This window comes from Brevundimonas fontaquae (assembly GCF_017086445.1).
Lineage (GTDB): Bacteria > Pseudomonadota > Alphaproteobacteria > Caulobacterales > Caulobacteraceae > Brevundimonas > Brevundimonas fontaquae.
In genome coordinates this window covers 3,001,822-3,021,767 of sequence record NZ_CP070968.1, presented here as the reverse complement: position 1 = coordinate 3,021,767, position 19,946 = coordinate 3,001,822, and the positions used below count along the sequence as shown (strand labels likewise).

At 66.5% G+C, this 19,946-nt stretch carries 16 protein-coding genes; 11 read left to right on the top strand and 5 right to left on the bottom strand.

The window, feature by feature from the left end:
* Window positions 1–64: 64 nt before the first annotated feature.
* Window positions 65–1,072 (bottom strand): type I glyceraldehyde-3-phosphate dehydrogenase, encoded by a 1,008-nt coding sequence (gene gap, locus JX001_RS14675; RefSeq protein WP_045810439.1) that lies wholly within the window; start codon window positions 1,070–1,072, stop codon window positions 65–67.
* Between the two features lie 253 nt (window positions 1,073–1,325).
* Between gap and JX001_RS14670 the strand changes: the two genes are divergently transcribed.
* The 11 genes from JX001_RS14670 to JX001_RS14620 all read left to right on the top strand — a co-directional run bounded on the left by JX001_RS14670 (window position 1,326) and on the right by JX001_RS14620 (window position 12,972).
* Window positions 1,326–1,478: a hypothetical protein gene (locus tag JX001_RS14670; RefSeq protein ID WP_205681567.1), complete on the top strand. Its 153-nt coding sequence runs from the start codon at window positions 1,326–1,328 to the stop codon at window positions 1,476–1,478.
* Between the two features lie 91 nt (window positions 1,479–1,569).
* On the top strand, window positions 1,570–3,309 hold the full coding sequence (gene ilvD, locus JX001_RS14665; RefSeq protein ID WP_205681566.1) for a dihydroxy-acid dehydratase: 1,740 nt from the start codon (window positions 1,570–1,572) through the stop codon (window positions 3,307–3,309).
* Between the two features lie 3 nt (window positions 3,310–3,312).
* A complete protein-coding gene (gene ilvC, locus JX001_RS14660; RefSeq protein ID WP_205681565.1) occupies window positions 3,313–4,326 on the top strand; it encodes a ketol-acid reductoisomerase in 1,014 nt (337 codons plus the stop codon).
* Window positions 4,327–4,345: 19 nt separating this feature from the next.
* Window positions 4,346–6,058 carry an acetolactate synthase 2 catalytic subunit gene (ilvG, locus tag JX001_RS14655; protein WP_205681564.1) on the top strand — a complete coding sequence of 571 codons (1,713 nt, stop codon included), beginning with the start codon at window positions 4,346–4,348 and terminating at the stop codon, window positions 6,056–6,058.
* 1 nt (window position 6,059) lies between these two features.
* A complete protein-coding gene (locus JX001_RS14650; RefSeq protein ID WP_205681563.1) occupies window positions 6,060–6,311 on the top strand; it encodes an ACT domain-containing protein in 252 nt (83 codons plus the stop codon).
* On the top strand, window positions 6,311–7,558 hold the full coding sequence (locus JX001_RS14645) for a 2-isopropylmalate synthase (RefSeq protein ID WP_205681562.1): 1,248 nt from the start codon (window positions 6,311–6,313) through the stop codon (window positions 7,556–7,558). The genes JX001_RS14650 and JX001_RS14645 overlap by 1 nt, the downstream gene beginning before the upstream one ends.
* Window positions 7,551–8,963, top strand: coding sequence for a 3-isopropylmalate dehydratase large subunit (leuC, locus tag JX001_RS14640; protein ID WP_205681561.1), 1,413 nt, complete (start codon window positions 7,551–7,553; stop codon window positions 8,961–8,963). The genes JX001_RS14645 and leuC overlap by 8 nt, the downstream gene beginning before the upstream one ends.
* On the top strand, window positions 8,956–9,543 hold the full coding sequence (leuD, locus tag JX001_RS14635; RefSeq protein ID WP_017505141.1) for a 3-isopropylmalate dehydratase small subunit: 588 nt from the start codon (window positions 8,956–8,958) through the stop codon (window positions 9,541–9,543). Before leuC ends, leuD begins: the two co-directional genes overlap by 8 nt.
* Complete coding sequence (gene leuB / locus JX001_RS14630; protein WP_205681560.1) at window positions 9,540–10,646, top strand: 3-isopropylmalate dehydrogenase; 1,107 nt, start codon at window positions 9,540–9,542, stop codon at window positions 10,644–10,646. Before leuD ends, leuB begins: the two co-directional genes overlap by 4 nt.
* 217 nt (window positions 10,647–10,863) lie before the next feature.
* Entirely contained in the window at window positions 10,864–12,207 is a 1,344-nt protein-coding gene (locus JX001_RS14625; protein WP_205681559.1) for an ammonium transporter, read from the top strand.
* A 69-nt stretch (window positions 12,208–12,276) separates the two neighbouring features.
* Window positions 12,277–12,972 carry a TorF family putative porin gene (locus JX001_RS14620; RefSeq protein WP_205681558.1) on the top strand — a complete coding sequence of 232 codons (696 nt, stop codon included), beginning with the start codon at window positions 12,277–12,279 and terminating at the stop codon, window positions 12,970–12,972.
* A gap of 59 nt (window positions 12,973–13,031) precedes the next feature.
* Here JX001_RS14620 and JX001_RS14615 read toward each other — a convergent pair whose 3' ends face one another.
* Genes JX001_RS14615 through JX001_RS14600 form a run of 4 tightly spaced genes read right to left on the bottom strand, consistent with a single transcriptional unit; the run spans window position 13,032 to window position 19,925 of the window.
* Entirely contained in the window at window positions 13,032–15,404 is a 2,373-nt protein-coding gene (locus JX001_RS14615) for a glucan 1,4-alpha-glucosidase (protein ID WP_205681557.1), read from the bottom strand.
* Window positions 15,405–15,412: 8 nt separating this feature from the next.
* The gene (locus tag JX001_RS14610; RefSeq protein WP_205681556.1) at window positions 15,413–16,354 is read right to left on the bottom strand and encodes an alpha/beta hydrolase; all 942 of its coding nucleotides are present in this window, start codon (window positions 16,352–16,354) and stop codon (window positions 15,413–15,415) included.
* The gene (locus JX001_RS14605; RefSeq protein WP_205681555.1) at window positions 16,351–17,862 is read right to left on the bottom strand and encodes an MFS transporter; all 1,512 of its coding nucleotides are present in this window, start codon (window positions 17,860–17,862) and stop codon (window positions 16,351–16,353) included. Before JX001_RS14605 ends, JX001_RS14610 begins: the two co-directional genes overlap by 4 nt.
* Window positions 17,859–19,925, bottom strand: coding sequence for a glycoside hydrolase family 97 protein (locus JX001_RS14600; RefSeq protein WP_205681554.1), 2,067 nt, complete (start codon window positions 19,923–19,925; stop codon window positions 17,859–17,861). The genes JX001_RS14605 and JX001_RS14600 overlap by 4 nt, the downstream gene beginning before the upstream one ends.
* Window positions 19,926–19,946: the final 21 nt, after the last annotated feature.

The window sequence follows — 19,946 nt, the reverse complement described above, 5'->3', positions numbered from 1 at the left end:
GTGGTCCCCCTCCACCACTTCGTGGTCCCCCTCCCCACGGTGTGGGGAGGAGACTTTTGCGATCTTACAGGAACTTCGCCATCTGCAGCGCCGTGTCGCTCATTCGCGTCGCGAAGCCCCATTCGTTGTCGTACCAGCTCAGAACGCGAGCCAGCTTGCCATCGACGACCTGGGTCTGGGGCAGAGCGGCGGTGGAGGAGGCGGCGATGTGGTTCAGGTCGTGCGAAACCAGCGGGTCGGTGGTCGTGAACAGGACGCCCTTCATGGGGCCGTCGGCGGCGGCCTGAAGCGCCGCGTTGATCTCTTCGACCGTGACTTCGCGACCGGCGACGACCTTCAGATCCACGACCGAAACGTTCGGGGTCGGGACGCGGATCGACGAGCCGTCCAGCTTGCCCTTCAGCTCCGGCAGGACTAGGCCCAGGGCCTTGGCGGCGCCGGTCGAGGTCGGGATCATGGACAGGGCCGCAGCGCGGGCGCGGTACAGGTCCTTATGCATCGTATCCAGCGTCGGCTGGTCGCCGGTGTAGGAGTGGATGGTGGTCATATAGCCGCGCTCGATGCCGAACAGGTCGTTCAGCACCTTGGCGACAGGGGCCAGGGCGTTGGTGGTGCACGAGCCGTTCGACACGACGATGTCGTCGGCGGTCAGGGTCTCATGGTTGACCTTATAGACGATGGTCTTGTCGGCGTTGTCGGCGGGCGCTGAGACCAGGACGCGCTTGGCGCCGGCCTTCAGGTGGGCGCTGGCCTTGTCCTTGGAGGTGAAGATGCCGGTGCATTCGAAGGCGATGTCCACCTTCAGCTCGGCGTGCGGCAGGTTGGCGGGGTCGCGCTCGGCCGTGACCTTGATCTTGCCGGTGCCGACGTCGATCCAATCCTCGCCCGAGGTCACCGTGCCGGGGAAGCGGCCGTGGACCGAATCGTAACGGAACAGGTGGGCGTTGGTCTCCACCGGACCCAGATCGTTGATCGCCACCACTTCGATGTCCGTGCGGCCATGCTCGATGATCGAGCGAAGGACGAGACGGCCAATGCGGCCGAAACCATTGATGGCGACGCGAACGGTCATGGAGAGCTCCTGTGATCGGTATGACGAGCGTTATATAGGTGCGCGTCTCAATGGAGCGGTCGCGGGCGGGTTTCAACCCCGCGCGCGTAACATGATGTGATGAACAGTTACGCTTCCCGAGCCCTCCGTTCAGTGTTGCGGCAAGAAACACCCTTTGAGAGGCGTTGAGACGCCCCTTGAGCAAAATTTTTGCGACAGGCCTTGTGCCGGTCCGGGCGGTATGGTTTCTTGGCGTCAGAACAGGGAGCCACCCGTGGCCACGATGACGCGCGACATGACGAAGGGACGCACCGCCGAGGCGGTCGCAGCAGTTCGCGCGCCGGTCGGCCTGGAAAGCCCCGTATTCCTCATTACCCTCGTACTTCTCGGCCTGCTTACGCAAGCGGCGTGGATGCACGCGACCTGACCTTAGACACACTCAGGATCGCCTCGCACCACCCCGCCTCCGAAAGGAAGCGGGGTTTTTAGTGCGCGGCGGTTCGAAACGAACCGGACCGATGACGCAAAATTCTACCTCTCAGCCCAGAAAGCCCAACGCGCGCAGCGCGGCGGTGACGGCTGGCCCGAACCGGGCCGCCGCGCGGTCGTATCTGCGCGCCGCCGGCATGCAGGACGCCGACTTCGACAAGCCGATGATCGGCATCGTCAACACCTGGTCGACGGTCACGCCGTGCAACATGCACCTGGACCGTCTGGCCAAGGACGTGCGCGCCGGCATCATCGCGGCAGGCGGCTATCCGGTCGATTTCAACACCATCGTCGTCACGGACGGCATCTCGATGGGCACGGCGGGCATGAAGGCCTCGCTGATCAGTCGCGAGGTCGTCGCCGACTCGATCGAACTGGCCATCGAAGGCCACCAACTGGACGGCGTGGTCTGCATCGTCGGCTGCGACAAGACGATCCCGGCGGCGGCCATGGCCTTGGCGCGGATGGATATCCCCGGCCTGGTCTATTACGGCGGCACCATCATGCCCGGCGTGATTGGCTCGAAGGAGGTCTCGGTCCAGGAGGTGTTCGAGGCCATCGGCGCTCATTCGGCAGGCGCCCTGGACGACGAGGGGCTGAAGGCGGTCGAACAGGCCGTCTGCCCCGGCGCCGGGGCGTGTGGCGGTCAGTTCACGGCCAACACCATGGCCATGGCCCTGTCGGTCATGGGCATCTCGCCCATGGGCGCCAACGATGTGCCCGCCGTCGATCCGAATAAGGCCGCCGAGGGCGAGCGTTGCGGCCGCCTGATCGTCGAACGCGTCTTCTCCGGCGACACAGCCCGCAAATACATCACCCGCGCCAGCCTGAAGAACGCCGCCGTCGCCGTCTCGGCCTCGGGCGGGTCGACCAATGCGGTCATGCACCTGACGGCGATCGCGGCGGAGGCCGGCGTCGAGTTCGGCGTCGAGGACTGCCATCAGGCCTGCGTTGAGGCGCCGGTCATCTGCGATCTGAAGCCGGGCGGCCGCTTCCTGGCCTCGCATCTGTTCGCCGCCGGCGGCACGCGTCTGGTCACCCAGCGGATGGCCGAGGCCGGCAAGATCGTGAACACCCCCACCGTCACCGGCCGCAGCCTGTTTGCCGAGGCCGCCGAGGCCGAGGAGACCCCGGGCCAGGTGGTGGTGACCACCTTCGACGCCCCTGTGATGGATCGCGGCAGCTTCGCCGTCATCTATGGCGATGTCGCCCCGGAAGGCGCGGTCATCAAGCTGACGGGCCACAAGGTCGACACGTTCGAAGGCCCAGCCTGCGTCTTCGACTCAGAGGAGGACGCCTTCCACGCCGTTCAGGATGGATCGGTCGGCCAAGGCGACGTGATCATCATTCGCTACGAAGGGCCCAAGGGCGGTCCGGGCATGCGCGAGATGCTGCAGGTCACCGCCGCCCTGAAGGGTCGCAAGATCGACAACGTCGCCCTGCTGACCGACGGCCGGTTCTCGGGCGCCAGCTACGGCTTCGTCGCCGGCCACGTCTCGCCGGAAGCCGCCGTGGGCGGCCCGATCGCCCTCATTCGCGATGGTGACCGCATCACCATCGACGTCACCAACCGCCGCATCGACGTCAACGTCGATCTGGCGACGCGCCGGGCGGGCTTTACGCCCCACGTAGTCCGCCCGGCGCGAGGTGTCTTCGCCAAATACCGCGCCTCGGTCGCCTCGGCCGCCCAGGGCGCCGTCACCATCCCCAACCCGCCGCCGGCCCAAGTCCCGGCAAGCCACAAAACCAACGCTGCTCAGGACGCCTGACCCATGGCCATCACCATCTACACCAACGAAGACATCAAGCCGGGCGCGATCGCCGGCCAGCGCATCGCCATCATCGGCTACGGCTCGCAGGGTCGCGCCCACGCGCAGAACCTGAAGGACAGCGGCCATGACGTGGTCGCCGGCGTCCGACACGGCGGCACGGGCTGGAAACACGCCACCGCCGACGGCGTCCCGACCGCAGAGCCGGCCGAGGCCGTCAAGGGCGCCGACATCATCGCCATCCTGACGCCCGACATGGTTCAGGGCGACGTCTATCGCGACATTATCGAGCCGAACGCCAAGGAAGGCTCGGCGCTGCTGTTCGCCCACGGCTTCTCGATCATCTACGAGCGCATCACGCCGCGTGAGGACATGGACGTGATCCTGGTCGCGCCCAAGGGACCGGGCGATCTGGTCCGCCGCGAGTTCCAGCGCGGGCGCGGCGTGCCTTCGCTGTTCGCCGTCGAGAAGGACGTCACCGGCAAGGCCCGCGACCGGGCCATGGGTTACGCCAAGGGCAACGGCGGCGCGACCGGCGGCCTGCTGGAAACCACCTTCCGCGAAGAGACCGAGACCGATCTGTTCGGCGAACAGGCGGTCCTGTGCGGCGGCGCCAAGGAGCTGGTCATCCAGGGCTTCAACACCCTGGTCGAGGCCGGCTACCAGCCCGAGATCGCCTATTTCGAATGCCTGCACGAGCTGAAGCTGATCGTGGACCTGTTCTACGAAGGCGGCATCTCCAAGATGCACCACTTCATCTCCGAGACGGCCAAATACGGCGCCGTCGCCAGCGGCCCGCGCGTCGTGACCGAAGAGACCAAGGCCCGCATGAAGACCATTCTGGAAGAGATCCAGGACGGCACCTTCGCGCGCAACTGGATCGCCGAGAACGAGGCCGGCAAGCCGCAATACGAGGCTTGGCTGAAGGCGGACCGCGAAAGCCAGATCGAACAGGTCGGCGCCCGCCTGCGCGAACGCATGGCCTGGCTGAACACGCCCAAGGCCGAAGCGGCCTGATCGCCGCCTGAACGACCGGATGATCCTGATGACCGCCGCCGCCTTCAAACCCTCAGCCGAGACCGCTCCCCAGTCGGGCGCGCGCCTGCTGGTCTCCACCCTGGAGCGGCTGGGGGTGGAGGTGGTGTTCGGCTATCCGGGCGGCGCCATCATGCCGGTCTATGACGCCCTGGCCGGCTCCAAGCTGAAACACATCCTGGTCCGCCATGAGCAGGGCGCGGCCTTCTCGGCCGACGCCTATGCCAGGAAGAGCGGCAAGGTCGGCGTCTGCATGGCGACGTCCGGCCCCGGCGCCACCAATCTGGTCACCGGCATCGCCAATGCGATGATGGATTCGGTGCCGATCGTCTGCATCACCGGCAATGTCGCCCAAGGCCTGATGGGCACTGACGCCTTTCAGGAGATCGACATCCTGGGCGTCACCCTGCCCATCGTGAAACATTCGATCCTGGTCCGCTCGGCCGCCGAGGTTCCCGCCGCGATCGAGGAAGCCTTCCATATCGCTCGCTCGGGCCGCCCCGGTCCGGTTCTGGTCGATCTGCCCAAGGATGTGCAGTTCGAGACGACTGCGGACGACTACGGTTTCTCCATTCCCAACGAGGCGCCCCGCGTCGATCATGACGCCATCGCCGCCGCCGAAGCGGCGATCCGGGCGGCCAAGAAGCCGTTGGTCTACATCGGCGGCGGGGTGAAGATCGGCGGCGCGACAGGAGCCCTGCGCGCCTTCGTCGCCGCGACCGGCATTCCCCAGGTCTCGACCCTGAACGCCTTGGGCACCATCCCGACCGATGCACCGGGCATGCTGGGCATGCTGGGCATGCACGGCACGCGCGCCGCCAACCATGCGGTGCAGGACAGCGATCTGCTGATCGTCGTCGGCGCCCGGTTCGACGACCGCGCGACGGGCAAGCTGGCTGAATTCGCGCCCAATGCCCGCATCGTTCATTTCGACATCGACGCCTCGGAAGTCGGCAAGCTGCGCAGCGCCAATGTCGCCGTTGTTGGCGAGCTGCGCGAAGGCGTTGAGGCGCTGACGGCGCGGATGCGGTCGGGCGCGGCGCTGAACATCCAGGCCTGGGCCGACGACTGCGCTGGTGCGGCCAAAGCTGGCGCTCACCGCTATGACGCGCCGGGCGAGGGGGTCTATGCGCCCGCCCTGCTGAAGGAAATCTCGGAAGCGGCGGGCGATGACTTCATTGCCGCCTGCGACGTGGGCCAGCATCAGATGTGGGCGGCCATGCACTGTCGCTTCGCCAAGCCGGAAGCCCACATCACCTCGGGCGGTCTGGGCGCGATGGGCTTTGGCCTGCCCGCCGGCATCGGGGCCAAGCTGGCCGATCCGTCCGCGACGGTCGTCACCATCGCCGGCGACGGCGGCTTCATGATGAACATCCAGGAGCTGGCGACGCTGAAGCGTTACGGCATCCCGTTGAAGATCGTGCTGATCGACAATTCCTCGCTGGGCCTGGTGCGCCAGTGGCAGGAGCTGTTCTTCGCCGAGAACTATTCCGAGATCGACCTGTCCGACAACCCGGACTTCGTGAAGGTCGCTGAAGCCTTCGGCATCGAGGCCTTCCGCATCGATCGCCGCGATCAGGTGTCCGACGGCATCCAGCGCCTGCTGGCCGCCGACGGTCCCTGCCTGGCCCATGTGGTCATCGACCCCCGAGACAACGTCTGGCCGCTGGTTCCGCCGGGCAAGAGCAATGCTGAAATGATGGAGGGCTCCTGAGATGAGCAACACGATCCACATCCAGATCGACCGTGCGGACGGTTCGCTTCAGCGTCTCATCGGCCTGGTGGAGCGCCGGGGCTTCCACATCGACGGCATGGCCCTGGCTGACGAGGGCGCCTTCCGCCGCATCGCCCTGACCGTGCGCGGCCGCGACTCCGGCCGCTGCATGGACAATCTGGGTCGCCAGATCGACCGGCTGTTCGGCGTGCGCCGCATCAGCAACGACATTATTCAATCCGAGGCCGCGTGATGCATCCCGACAAAGTACGAGTATCGGGCGTATCGCGCACCGAGCAGATCGCCGCCGATCCGAACCGCGTCATCGTCTTCGACACGACGATGCGGGACGGGGAACAGGCGCCGGGTTTCTCCATGTCCGCCCAGGCCAAGGTGAAGATGGCCCAGGTTCTGCGGGACCTGGGCGTCGACATTATCGAGGCCGGCTTCGCCGCCGCCTCGCCCGGCGACGAGGACTGCATCCGTCGCGTGGCGGGCGAGGTCGAGGGACCGATCTTCTGCTCTCTGTCGCGTGCCAACGAGAAGGACATCGACGCCACTTTCCGCGCTCTGGCGCCGGCGCCGAAGTCGCACCGTCGGTGCCACACCTTCATCGGCACCAGCCCAATCCACCGTTCCGCCAAGCTGAAGATGTCCACCAATGAGGTGCTGTCGACGGCCGTGCGGTCGGTGGAATACGCCCGCAGCCTGTTCGACGACGTCGAATTCTCGGCCGAGGACGCCTTCCGCACCGAGCCGGAGTTCCTGGCCGATGTGCTGGAGGCTGCCGCCGACGCCGGCGCGCGCACTCTGAACGTCCCCGACACCGTCGGCTATGCGACCCCAGAAGAGGTGCGCGAAACCTATCGCGCCCTGGCCGCGCGCATCAAAAAGCGCCATCCGCACGTGATCTTCTCGGCCCACTGCCACGACGACCTGGGCATGGCGGTCGCAAACTCCCTGGCCGCCGTCGAGGGCGGCGCGCGTCAGATCGAAGGCGCGATAAACGGCATCGGCGAGCGGGCCGGCAACTGCTCGATCGAAGAAGTCATCATGGCGCTGAAGGTCCGCGAGGACCGCTATGGCGTCACGACCGGCGCCGACAGCCGTCATCTGGTGCGCGCCTCCAAGATCCTGTGCGAGATCACCGAGACAGTCATCGCCCGAAACAAGTCGGTGGTCGGCATCAACGCCTTCGCCCACGAGGCGGGAATTCACCAGCACGGCATGCTGGCCGACAGCCGCACCTATGAGATCATGCGGCCCCAGGATGTGGGCTTCGAGGGCAGCTGGTTCGTGCTGGGCAAGCATTCGGGCCGTCACGCCATCGCCAAGCGCGCCGAGACCATCGGCCGTCCCATCGAGGGCGAGCGTCTGGCGGCGGTGGTCGCCGGCTTCAAGTCGCGCGCGGATCAGATCGGCGAGATCAACGACGCCGAACTGATCGCCATCATCGACCGGGTCGACGGCGTGTCCGAGATCGTGGCCCAATATGCCTGATCCCAAGACCCTGTTCGACAAGGTGTGGGACGCCCACGTCGTGCGGTCGGAAACGGCCGATACGCCGGGCGTGCTGTATATCGATCTGCATCTGGTCCACGAAGTCACCAGCCCCCAAGCCTTCAGCGAGATCGAGGCGCGCGGGCTGAAGGTGCGCCGTCCCGACCGGACTTATGCGACCCTGGACCATTCGACCCCGACCCTGCCCGCGGGGCTGAATGGTCTGAAACCCTATGTCACCGCCCAGGCCGAGGCTCAGGTTCATACGCTGGAGCGCAACTGCGCCGCCCATGGCGTGCCGCTGGCCGGATGGGGATCGGAAGATCGCGGAGTGGTCCATGTGATGGGGCCGGAGCTGGGCCTGACCCAGCCGGGCATGACGGTGGTCTGCGGCGACAGTCATACCGCCACTCATGGCGCCTTCGGCGCCCTGGCCTTCGGGATCGGCACTTCGGAAGTCGGTCACGTGCTGGCGACCCAATGCCTGTTGCAGCGCAAGGCCAAGGCCATGCGGGTGACGGTGGACGGAAAGTTGCAGCCCGACGTTTCGGGCAAGGATGTCGCCCTGGCGGTCATCGCCGCCATCGGTTTCGGCGGCGGCACCGGCTATGTCGTCGAATACGCGGGCGAGGCGGTGCGGTCGCTGGACATGGAAGGGCGGATGACCCTGTGCAACATGTCCATAGAAGCCGGGGCGCGGGCCGGCATGATCGCCCCGGACCAGACGACCATCGACTGGCTGCGCGGACGCAAGCACGTCCCCGCCGACTATGAGGCGGCGACGGCCGAATGGCTGAAACTGGCGACAGATACAGGCGCGGTCTTCGATAAGGAAGTGACCATCGACGGCGCCGCCATCCGGCCCATGGCGACCTGGGGCACGACGCCGGATGCGGGCGCGCCCATCGGCTCGCCCGTCCCGCAACCCCAGTCGGACTCAGACCGCAAGGCCATCGCCTATATGGGTTTCACGGCCGGGGAGGCGACGACCAGCCAGCCGGTGGATGTCGTCTTCATCGGCTCCTGCACCAATGGACGCCTGCCCGATCTGCGCGCCGCCGCCGAGGTGCTGCGCGGCCGCAAGGTCAAGCCGGGTCTGCGCATGCTGGTGGTGCCGGGGTCCGAGGCCGTGCGTCGCGACGCCGAGGCCGAGGGGCTGCACGAAGTCTTCATCGCCGCCGGGGCCGAATGGCGCATTCCCGGCTGTTCCATGTGCATCGCCATGAACGGTGATTTCGTCGCGCCGGGCCAACTGGCCGTATCCACGTCGAACCGCAACTTCGAAGGCCGTCAGGGCAAGGACGCCCGTACCATCCTGGCCAGCCCGGCGACGGCGGCGGCGACGGCGGTCGCCGGGGTGCTGACCGATCCGCGCGTCTATCTGAAGGAGGTCGAGCATGTCTGAACCCTTCCAGGTGCTGACATCGAAAACGGTCACGCTCAGCCAGGCCAATATCGACACCGACCAGATCATTCCGGCGCGCTTTCTGACCACGACCACGCGCGAAGGGCTAGGCAAGGCCGCCTTCTATGACTGGCGTTACGAGGATGACGGCTCGGAAAAGCCCGAGGCCATTCTGAACCGGATCGATCCGGCCGAGCATCGCATCCTGCTGGCGGGCCGGAACTTCGCCTGCGGTTCGTCGCGCGAACATGCGCCCTGGGCCCTGCTGGACTACGGGTTCCGGGCGGTGATCTCGACCGAAATCGCTGACATTTTTACATCGAATGCGCTGAAAAACGGCCTGCTGCCCATCGTCGTCAGTCAGGCGGTTTGGGACGATCTGGCGTCGCAGCCGGACCAGCCGGTCACGATTGACCTCCAGGCCAATCAGATCCAGCGCGGCAATGCCGAACCCGTGCCGTTCGGGGTCGAATCCTTCGCCCGCCAATGCCTGCTGGACGGGGTGGACACCCTGGGCTGGCTGCAATCAAACATGCCTGAAATCGAAGCCTACGAGCGATCGAAAGAGACCGTACGATGAGCACCGCCGCCACCAAGACTTACAACATCGTCCTGCTGCCCGGCGACGGCGTCGGGCCGGAGGTCACACGGGCCGCGCGCGACATCCTGAGGGTGATCGGCGACTTCTATGGTCACCATTTCGAGTTCTCCGAACACCTGATCGGTGGCGCGGCCATAGATGCGACGGGCGAACCCTTGCCCGAGGCCACGCGCGCCGCGTGCGTCGCCTCTGACGCCGTGCTGCTGGGGGCCGTCGGCGGGCCGAAATGGGATGGCGGCAAGGCGCGTCCGGAACAGGGGTTGTTGGCGATCCGCAAGGCGATGGGCCTGTTCGCCAATCTGCGGCCGTTGCAGGTGTCGCCGGTGCTGGCGCACCGCTCGCCGCTGAAGAAGGAGATCGTCGAGGGCGTCGACCTGATCGTCTTCCGCGAGCTGACCGGCGGCGTCTATTTCGGTGAGAAGACCCGCACCGCCGATCGCGCCACCGACCTGTGCGAATACACCGTGCCGGAGATCGAGCGCGTCGCCCGCGCCGCCTTCCAGACCGCCCAACAGCGTCGCGGCAAGGTGACATCGGTCGACAAGGCCAACGTCATGGAGACCAGCCGTCTGTGGCGCGAGGTCGTGACCCGCATCCATGCCGAGGAGTTTCCCGACATCACCCTGGAGCACGCCCTGGTGGACTCCATGGCCATGCACCTGATCCGCAAGCCACGCGAATACGACGTCATCCTGACCGAAAACATGTTCGGCGACATCCTGTCGGACGAGATTTCTGTGCTGGGTGGCTCCATCGGCCTGTTGCCGTCGGCGTCGCTGGGCGCGGGCGGGCCGGGCCTGTTCGAGCCGATTCACGGCTCGGCGCCGGACATCGCCGGTCAGGATCTGGCCAATCCGGTCGGGATCATCCTGTCGGCGGCCCTGCTGCTGCGTCACAGCCTGAAGCTGGAGGACGAGGCCGATTCCATCGAGGCCGCGGTCGCCGCCGTTCTGGCGGCCGGCGCCGTGACGGCTGACCTAGGCGGCGCGCTGGGCACGCGTGCGGCGACCGAGGCCGTCATCGACGCCATCCGCGCCATCCACTGGGCGGCGGCGCACCGGGTGCAGATGCATTGGGCCTGACGGCTTAAAATGAAGCTGAAAATCCTGCCGCTGAGCTTGGCTTTGGCGGCATGAATAATCTGATATGGGGCCGCATGATCGAACGATTGTGCGGCCTCGATCTTTTTGTCCGTGACCGTTGCAAGAAAGTTGCGCCGTTCACGGTCTAGCCTCTTGCGCCTGCCGCAATTGCGGTAAAATCTTCGCAACTGCGAAATTGCATAGGGGGTACTAGCTCATGTCGCGGACCACGAAACGGCTTACGGGGGCGGCTGCGCTCCTTCTTCCCACACTCTGTCTGATGACCGCCGGCGCGGCGAATGCGCAGGACGCCGCGCCCGCCTTGCTCGGCCACCAGGCTGCGCTTGAGCTGGACAGCGCCGGCGCATCCTGGCTAGGCACCTCTACCGCCCTGGTTCTGCTGATGACCCTCCCCGGTCTGGCGCTGTTCTATGGCGGCATGGTGCGCAAGAAGAACGTCATCGCCACCATCACCCAGTCCGTCGGCGTCTTCGCCGTGGTCTCGCTGGTATGGTTCATCGCGGGCTACAGCTTCGCCTTTGGCGCCAACGGCAACGCCGCGCTGCAACCCTTCATCGGCAGCCTGGACATGCTGTTCCTGAACGGCGTGTCGCTGAAGACGGCCAACGCCCTGCTGCCAGGCATTCCCGAGTTCCTGTTCATCTCCTTCCAGATGACCTTCGCCATCATCACCCCGGCGCTGATCACCGGCGCGTTCGCCGAGCGGTTCAAATATTCGGCGCTATTGTTGTTCACCGCCCTGTGGTCGCTTCTGGTCTATGCGCCGATCTGCCACTGGGTCTGGGGCGGCGGGTTCCTGGGTTCGGCGGGCGTGCTGGACTTCGCGGGCGGCGCCGTCGTTCACGTCAACTCGGGCGTCGCGGGCTTGGTCTGCGCCATCTTCCTGGGTCGCCGCAAGGGTTACGGCACAGAGGTCATCACCGCCCACAATCCTGTTCTGACCATGATCGGCGCCTCGCTGCTGCTGGTCGGCTGGATCGGCTTCAACGCCGGTTCGGCGGGCGCCGCCAACGACCTGATGGGCGTGGCGCTGTTGAACACCGTCCTGGCCGCCGCCGCCGCCGCCCTGACCTGGAAGATCGTCGAATATATCGAGAAGAAGAAGGTCTCGCTGATCGGCATGCTGTCGGGTGTTGTGGCCGGTCTGGTCGCCATCACGCCGGCGGCCGGCTTCGTCGATCCCAAGGGCGCGGTCATCATCGGCCTGATCGCCGGCCCGGCCTGCTATGCCTCGTCGGTGTGGATCAAGAAGCTGCTGCGCTACGACGACAGCCTGGACGCCTTCGGCATCCACGGCGCGGGCGGCCTGATCGGCGCCCTGCTGACCGGCGTGTTCGCTACGACCGCGATCAACAGCCTGTCGGAAGGCGCCAACGTCGGCGCCCAGGCGCTGGGCCTGCTGTGGACCATCGTCTACAGCGCCGTCGGCACCCTGATCATCCTGTTCATCTGCAAGTTCACCACGGGCCTGCGCGTGAGCGAGGCGGAAGAAGCCGCCGGTCTGGACACCTCGCTTCACGGCGAGGCGCTGGAACACTGAAATCCGTGTATCGGGCGCGGCTCCCAATCCGCGCCCTTTCTCGGCAAACAAAATAAAAGGGGATAGACTATGAAAAAGACCATCATCCGCGCGGCCGCCGCCGCGACGCTCGCCGCAGGTGTGTTTGGCCTCGCCGTTCCGGCCTCGGCCCAGAGCGACGTCGACGTCGCCTGGAACGTCGGCGTCGTCAGCGACTATGTGTTCCGCGGCTTCAGCCAGACTAGCGAAGATCCGGCCATTCAGGGCGGCGTCGACCTGACTTCGGGCAGCTTCTACGCCGGCGCCTGGGCCTCCAACGTCGATTTCGGCGACGACACCGATGCTGAAGTGGACCTGTATGGCGGCTATCGCACCGAGGCGGGCGGTTTCGCGCTCGACTTCGGCGTGATCGGCTATCTGTATGTCGGGGAGCCCGACGGCGCCGACTATAACTATGCCGAGTTCAAGGCTGCGGCCTCGCGCGCGGTAGGCCCCGCCACCTTCGGCGCCGCCGCCTATTACTCGCCCGACTTCTTCGGCATCGACGACGAGGCGACCTACGCCGAGATCAACGCCGCCTTCTCGCCGGCACCCAAGTGGACGGTGTCGGGCGCGCTGGGCAAGCAGTGGCTCGACGTCACCGACGACTATACCACCTGGAACGTCGGCGTCGGCTATGCCCTGACCGACAAGGTGGGCGTCGATGTCCGCTATCACGACACCGATGTGGACGGCGTGCCCGGCGCCGAAGACCGGATCGTCGGCGCGGTGAAGCTCACCTTCTGAGCCGAGTCAGCTTGAAATGAGAACGGCCCCGGAGAGCGATCTCCGGGGCCGTTTTCGTATCAGCGGGCGTAGCGGTCGTGGACGGGGTCGTAACTGTCCCAGACCTTGCCGTCGGCCAACGACCGCAGCAGCTTAAGATATTCCGCGTGGGTCCAGGCCAGCGGCGTGGCCGAGTCCGTATTCTGACCCACAGCATAATCCTTGGCCGTCGGGTTTCCGACGCCGTCCCACACCTGTTCGGCCAGCATCAGTCCGCCGTTGGCGAACCGCTCCATGCCGCGCACATAGGTTTGACGAATGGCGGCGATGTCGGCGGCCGAAGGGGCGCCGTTCACGCTGACGCGGGCCAACTCATAGTGACCGCGCTCGCCCGTGAAGAAGGGCCAGACCCGGCCGCGCTGACCGGGGCTCATCTCCCCGCCGACGCCATAATTGGCGCCCGTCAGATGGTCCTCGCCATAGCCATCGACGCCATAACGGCGCCAGCCCGGCGTCTTGTCGCCCTCGGGACCGAAGTCGTAGCGAACGCGATAGAGCGGCTCCAGCGACTGATCGTCATAGACGGGCAGCGTGGATAGGATGTGCGGATCGTCGGCCTTGCGCACCCCATAGCGCACCAGTTCTAGGAAGCCGCCGTCCACGACCCGGTCTTCGGCCGCGGCGATCTGGCCGTTGGCGGCGCCGATCGGGGCCTTATCGTTCGGGTTCTCGTTCTGCGTGATGCGGATGTAGTAGCGACCGTCGCCGAAGTCGCCATTGGTGGTGAACATCCGGTCTTCGATCTTGGACGCATAGCTGTCGGCCGCGATCTGGTAGCGGGTCGCGCCGGCGGCGTCGCCCGAGGCGCGCGCCATTTCGGCCGCCACCGTCAGGCCCGCGACCACGGCGGCGGTCGAGGACGGCGAATAGCCCTGCTGCTCTTCCCAGCGTTCCTGCTGGGTGAAGGGCGGCTTGATCTCCGCATCGTTCCACATCAGCCCGATCTTGCCGCCGTCGACCAGGAAGTCGGCCGCCGGCTTCAGCATGGACCGATAGTGTTCGGTCATCTGGGCGTCCGACAGCCAGCCCATCTTCCAAAGACGATAGCCGAGCATGATCGGCATGGCGGTCTGATCCAGCTGGACCGCGACCCATTCCAGTTCGCCGTCCACGTGCGTCTTCTGCAGGAACCAGCCGCCGACGCCGGTGTTGCCGGGCGTGTTCGGGCCGACCTGGACCTGAGGCAGATAGTTGAAGGCCGCCAGCGGCGTCTCCTTGTCGCCCAGCGCCGCCAGAGCCATCGCCACCTGATAGAAGTCGCGCGGCCAGACGGCCTTATAGCCGGTCGAGGATTTCGACGCGTCCACCGTATCGCCCCACGGATTGGACAGCGAGGCGATCAGCGCGCCCGCATGAGTGCGATCCTCCTGAACCTTCAGCATCAGAGCCGAGGCGTAGGCCAGCTTGCCGCCGTCGGTCGCCTGCTCGGCGATGCGCGGCAGCTCGGTGAGAGAACCGACATAATCCTCCCAACCCACGCGCTCGCCCTCGCCGTTGAAGCGGGCCAGCACCTCGTCCAGACCGGTCGAGAACGAACCGTCCGCAGCGGCGCGCGCCTCAGCTTCGCTGGCGCCGAAGCCGATGACGAAGTCGCGCGTGATCCGGCTGCTTTGGCGCAGGCGCGGCAGAGCCCCGGTCATCATCGTATTGCCGACCTGATCGCCGGTGGAGGCGTAGGTCCAGTCCAGCTTGCCGTCCTTCAGATCCGTCAGACCGTCCGAGGCGCCGACGAAGCCGACGCTGGCCTTGTCGAAGGCCTCGCTGGGCTTCAGGAACAGGTGGGTGTCGCCTTCCCAGGCGTGGAAGCCGTCGCGCGTGACCCGACCGCGATCGTCGACGCCCGTGTTGGCGATGTGCGGCTCCAGCATCAGATAGGGCGTCACGTCACCTTTCAGCGCTGTGATGGTGACACGCAACACCAGGGCGTTGCGGTCGGGATCGCTGAAGATCCGCTTTTCGATCTCAAAGCGGCCGTTCTTGTCCTGCGTCGTGACGCGCTTCGCCGGCGAGAGCGGACGTCCCTGGGCGTCGACGTGCAGATATTCGGTGCGGCTGGTGGTATCGTCGCCTTCGACGACCAGACCGTCCTGGGTCACGCCGGCGAAGCGCAGCGCCTTGATCTGAGCCTCATGGATCAGGCCGTACATGGTCTCGGTCAGGACGCCGTCGGCGATGGAGAACCAGACCTTGGACACCGCGCCGGTCGGGCCGCCGTCGCGATACTGGCCGTCGACATAGGCCTCGTAAGAGGCGCCGGCGCCGGTCTTGGCCGCGCTGGACCAGACGGGCGGGGCGCCGGGCGCGCCGGGGGCGACGCCCGATTGGGCGCTTGCGGCGGAAGCGAGGGCCAGGCCGGCGGCGCCGGCGAGGCAGAAGGTACGGAAGTGACGCATTGTGGTCCTCACGGGTTGCGCGTGGGGGCGGGGGAAAGAAGGAAGGTCAAAGGCACGTCCAGGCGCTGGTTCCAGGACGCCTCGTTGTGCTGGGCGCCGGGGAAGACCAGGCTGCGGAAGTCGCCGGGACCATAGCCGCGACGGCGGAAGGTCTGGTCCACCTGGGTCTGAAAGACGGCGTAGAACTGATCCAGCGTCTCGTCGCCCCGGTCGAAATAGAAGCGGTGGTCGCCCGGCTCGGGCAGGCCGCGTTCTATCACGCCGGTCCAAGCGGCGACCAGGCGTTCGCGCCAGGCGTCCAGCGTCGCGCCGGGCTCAAGCCCTTCGACCTTCAGCGGCCAATGGGTGGACAGGCAGGCGGCGGCCGAAAAGACCTGCGGCCGTTTCATCACCGCATACATGGAGATCAGGCCGCCCATGCTGGAGCCGGCGATCATCGTGTCCAGCGGCCCGCGCAGGGTGCGGTAGGCGCCGTCGATGAAGGGCTTCAACTCCTCGACCAGGAACCGCAGATAGCCGTCGGACAAGGACGGGCCGCCGTAAATGGCCTGGACCTCATCGCGCATGTCGGCGGGCAGGGCGGCGATCAGGTCGGCGGGGACATATTCCCTCAGCCGCAGGTCGGTGTTCCAGATCCCCACCACGATCGGCGTCCGCACCTGACCGCTTTCGATCAGCCGCGTCAGATGCTCGTCCACGCCCCACTCGCCGAAGTTGGCCGTGGCCGGATCGAACAGGTTCTGGCCGTCGTGCATGTAGAGAACAGGCCAGGCGGCGTCGGACGCCTCATATCCGGGCGGCAGCCAGACCGAGACGTTGCGCGCCTTCACATGGGCCGACGCGACCGCCTCATGCAGCACCAGCCGCCCGCCCGCGATGGCGCCCTCAGCACGCGCCGCGCCGGCGAAGGGCAGGGCGGCCATGAGGGCCAGAAGACCCCGACGGTTCATCCGCGATGCTCCCTGACCATCAGCGCGCTGGCGGCGGCCAGGACGAAGGAGACGGCGCCCAGCACCAGGGCCCAGATCGCTTGGCCATCGAATAGGGTCTTCAAGATCAGGCCCAGAACCGTGGCGGCCAACAGCTGGGGCACGACGATGAAGATGTTGAAGACGCCCATATAGACGCCCATTTTTCTGTCCGGCACCGCCGCCGACAGGATGGCGTAGGGCATGGAGACGATCGACGCCCAGGCGAAACCGACGCCGATCATCGGCAGCCAAAGCAGTCCGGGCTCGCGGATGGCGAAGACGCCGAACAGGCCGGCTGCGCCAAGCAGCAGCATCAGCGCGTGGGTCGCCTTTCGTCCGATCCGTTTGGCGATGACTGGCAGGGTGAAGGCCGCCAGGGCCGCCACGCCGTTGTAGACCCCGAACAGAACCCCCACCCAGTCCGCGCCCGTGGCGTAGGCGGCCGAGGTGGTGTCGGTCGCACCGTAATGGACGCGGGTCACGGCCGCGGTGGTGTAGATCCACATGGCGAACAGGGCGAACCAGCTGAAGAACTGAACGACAGCCAGGCCGCGCATCGTCTCGGGCATGCGGAAGATGTCGTTCAGGATTTCGGTCGCGGCGTTGGTGATGCGGCGTCGCTGCATCATGCCCACGGCGATCTGGAGCAGGCCGAATCCGGCGAAGAAGCCCGCCAGGATCAGCAGCTCCTTCTCCAGATCGAGCGCGCCGATCAGCACGAAACCCAGCCCGCCGAGGACGGTGCAGACCAGGCCCGAAGTCATCCAGCCCTGGACGCTGCGAGCCGGCGCTTCGGCCTCGACGGGCGCAGCCGGCGCGTCGTCTCTGGCGCGTTCGAAGGCCGCGATCTGTTCGGGGCTGTATTCCTTGGTCGACAGCACCGTCCACAGCACGGCCGAGAACAGGCCGGCGGCGCCGACGTAGAAGGCGATCTTGACCGACAGGGGCACCACGCCCGCCTCGGCGGTCGAGGCGATGTCGAAGACGTTGGACAACAGCCACGGCAGGACCGAGGCGAAGACTGCGCCAGCGCCGATGAAGAAGCTCTGCATCGCATAGCCGGCGGTGCGCTGCTCCTCCGGCAGGTTATCGCCGACGAAGGCGCGGAACGGCTCCATGGTGATGTTGATCGAGGCGTCCATGATCCACAGCATGGACGCGGCGAACCACAGGCTGGGGCTGTTGGGCATGGCGATCAGCGCCAGGGTGGTGGCGATGGCCCCGACCAGGAAATAGGGCCGCCGCCGGCCGAACCGGGTCCAGGTCTTGTCGCTGAAATGGCCGATGATCGGCTGGACCAGCAGACCCGTCAGCGGTGCGGCGATCCATAGGATCGCCAGGCTGTCGACCTCGGCGCCCAGCGTCTGGAAGATGCGGCTGGTGTTGGCGTTCTGCAGGCCGAAGCCGATCTGGATGCCGAAGAAGCCGACGCACATGTTCCAGATCGCCAGGCCGGACAGGCGCGGGCGGTGCGAGAGCAGGGTCATCCGCGTCGCGCCCGGCCGACCGGCACGAACCGGATGGCCTGACCGCCGCCGGGGGCCAGCGCCAGGGTCAGGGTGTCAGACGACGTCACCTCGCGCTGCTCGATGACGATGTCCTCGCGCTTGCCGCGATAGTCGGCGTTGGGCCCATCGCGATAGATTTCGGCCCGATATCGACGGCCGGCGTCCAGGAAGTCGAGTGGGGCCTTCAGCACACGCGGATGCTCGTCGGTGACGGCGCCCAAGGCCCAGACGTCCGTGCCGCGCTGCTTGCGAACCGTGACGACATAGTCGCCCATGGCGGCGTCCAGCGTGCGGCTCTCGCTCCAATCGACCGGCACATCCTTGATGAACTGGAACGGGCCGGGGTTGGCCTCATAGTTGACCAGCAGATCCGCCGCCATCTGGATCGGGCTGTAGATCACGACATAGAGCGCCAGTTGTTTGGCCCAGGTCGTCTGCACGCCGCCGGGGCTGCGCGTCTCCATGCCGAAGATGCCGGGCGTATAGTCCATCGGCCCGGCCAGCAGGCGGGTGAACACCAAGTTCGGCTCATGCTCGGGCGGATTGCCGGGATTGCCCCAGGCCGAATATTCCATCCCGCGCTGGCCCTCGCGGCTGATGATGTTCGGATAGGTGCGGCGAAGGCCGGTGTCCTTGAACGGCTCGTGAGCGTTGACGGCGACCTTGTGGCGATAGCCGGCCTCGACCACGCGCATGTGGTGCTGGGCCATCGCCTGGCTCTCGTGCCAGGCCATGACCATCTGTCCGTCCGGCCCGGCGACGCGGGCGCCTTGCGCGTCGGCGACGTAGCCGGTCTTCACCGAATGGACGCCGAGGCGTTCATACAGGGCCATCGCCGGCTCGAGCTGCTGCTCATAGTGGAAGGCGTTGCCGCCTGTCTCGTGGTGGCCGATCAGTTGCACGCCCTTGGACCGCGCGTGGGCGCAGACTGCTTCGATATCGAAGTCGGGATAGGCCTCGGTGAAGCTGAAGTCCGCGCCGTTGGCGAACCACTGGCCGTCCCAGCCCTTGTTCCAGCCTTCGACCAGCACTCCGCCCAGCCCGTGCTTGGCCGCGAAGTCGATGTGTTTGATCGCATTCTCGGTGGTCGCGCCGTGCTTGGGCCCGGAGTTCCAGGTCTTCAGGTCCAGGTGCATCTCCCACCAGACGCCGACGTATTTCATCGGCTTGAACCAACTGACGTCACCCAGTTTGTTGGACTCGTTCAGGTTCAGGATCAGGCTGGAGTCCAGTAGGCCCGAGGCGCTGTCGGAGATTTGCAGGGTTCGCCAGGGCGTGTTGAACGGCGCCTCGCGCACCACCGCCGCATTGGTCAGGCCTGGCGTCAGCTGAGCGCGGAACTTCGTTTCCTCCGACCGGCGCAGGTTCATCCCTGCGTAGTCGATGCAGGCGGCCTCGTGGATGGAGACGTGCAGGCCCGACTGGCCCCGAACCGTCATCGGCGTCTGGGCGCTGCCGACCGCATCGATCGGCGTGCGGCTGTAGAGATATTCCTCGCGGTTCCATTCCCACGCCGGGCACCACAGGGCCTCGCCGTTTTCGGCCAGATTGAACTCGGTGATTTCCGAACCGATGCGGACGGTGGTCAGGCCAGCCTGCTGCGGGAACTCGTAACGGAAGCCCAGACCGTCGTCGTAAAGGCGGAAGACCACGTCCACGCGGCGTCGCAGGCCGCCGGTCTCGGCATAGGCGACGCGCCATTCGTTGTAGTGGTTGCGGATGAACTGCCGCTCGCCCCACGGCTGCTCCCAGGTGTCGTCGACCGTGATCGGCTGGCCTGCGTTCAGGGTCAGGCCGCGCTCGATGGCCGGCGCGTCAGTCAAGAGGAAGCCCAGCTTGGACGGCGCCACAACGACCCGGCCCTGACGCAGCACCGAATACATCGGCCGCCCGTCGTTGTCGGTGAAGGCCTCGACCGTCAGCACGCCGCCGGGCGAGGACGCCCGGGCATGGTTCGGCGCGGTCTGGGCGCGCGCGCCCGTCGCCCCCAGAGCCAGGATCGACACGCCGCCAAGGGCCAGGAAGGATCTGCGCTGCATCATGGGAACTCCGTTACGCCGCCT

Bases quoted from the DNA above. Each gene is read 5' to 3' on its own strand.
- JX001_RS14620 (WP_205681558.1), top strand. From the start codon at position 12,277: ATGAAAAAGACCATCATCCGCGCGGCCGCCGCCGCGACGCTCGCCGCA.
- leuD (WP_017505141.1), top strand. From the start codon at position 8,956: ATGTCTGAACCCTTCCAGGTGCTGACATCGAAAACGGTCACGCTCAGC.
- ilvC (WP_205681565.1), top strand. From the start codon at position 3,313: ATGGCCATCACCATCTACACCAACGAAGACATCAAGCCGGGCGCGATC.
- ilvD (WP_205681566.1), top strand. From the start codon at position 1,570: ATGACGCAAAATTCTACCTCTCAGCCCAGAAAGCCCAACGCGCGCAGC.
- leuC (WP_205681561.1), top strand. From the start codon at position 7,551: ATGCCTGATCCCAAGACCCTGTTCGACAAGGTGTGGGACGCCCACGTC.
- JX001_RS14625 (WP_205681559.1), top strand. From the start codon at position 10,864: ATGTCGCGGACCACGAAACGGCTTACGGGGGCGGCTGCGCTCCTTCTT.
- JX001_RS14605 (WP_205681555.1), bottom strand. From the start codon at position 17,862: ATGACCCTGCTCTCGCACCGCCCGCGCCTGTCCGGCCTGGCGATCTGG.
- JX001_RS14650 (WP_205681563.1), top strand. From the start codon at position 6,060: ATGAGCAACACGATCCACATCCAGATCGACCGTGCGGACGGTTCGCTT.
- JX001_RS14645 (WP_205681562.1), top strand. From the start codon at position 6,311: ATGCATCCCGACAAAGTACGAGTATCGGGCGTATCGCGCACCGAGCAG.
- JX001_RS14615 (WP_205681557.1), bottom strand. From the start codon at position 15,404: ATGCGTCACTTCCGTACCTTCTGCCTCGCCGGCGCCGCCGGCCTGGCC.
- gap (WP_045810439.1), bottom strand. From the start codon at position 1,072: ATGACCGTTCGCGTCGCCATCAATGGTTTCGGCCGCATTGGCCGTCTC.
- ilvG (WP_205681564.1), top strand. From the start codon at position 4,346: ATGATCCTGATGACCGCCGCCGCCTTCAAACCCTCAGCCGAGACCGCT.
- JX001_RS14610 (WP_205681556.1), bottom strand. From the start codon at position 16,354: ATGAACCGTCGGGGTCTTCTGGCCCTCATGGCCGCCCTGCCCTTCGCC.
- leuB (WP_205681560.1), top strand. From the start codon at position 9,540: ATGAGCACCGCCGCCACCAAGACTTACAACATCGTCCTGCTGCCCGGC.
- JX001_RS14600 (WP_205681554.1), bottom strand. From the start codon at position 19,925: ATGATGCAGCGCAGATCCTTCCTGGCCCTTGGCGGCGTGTCGATCCTG.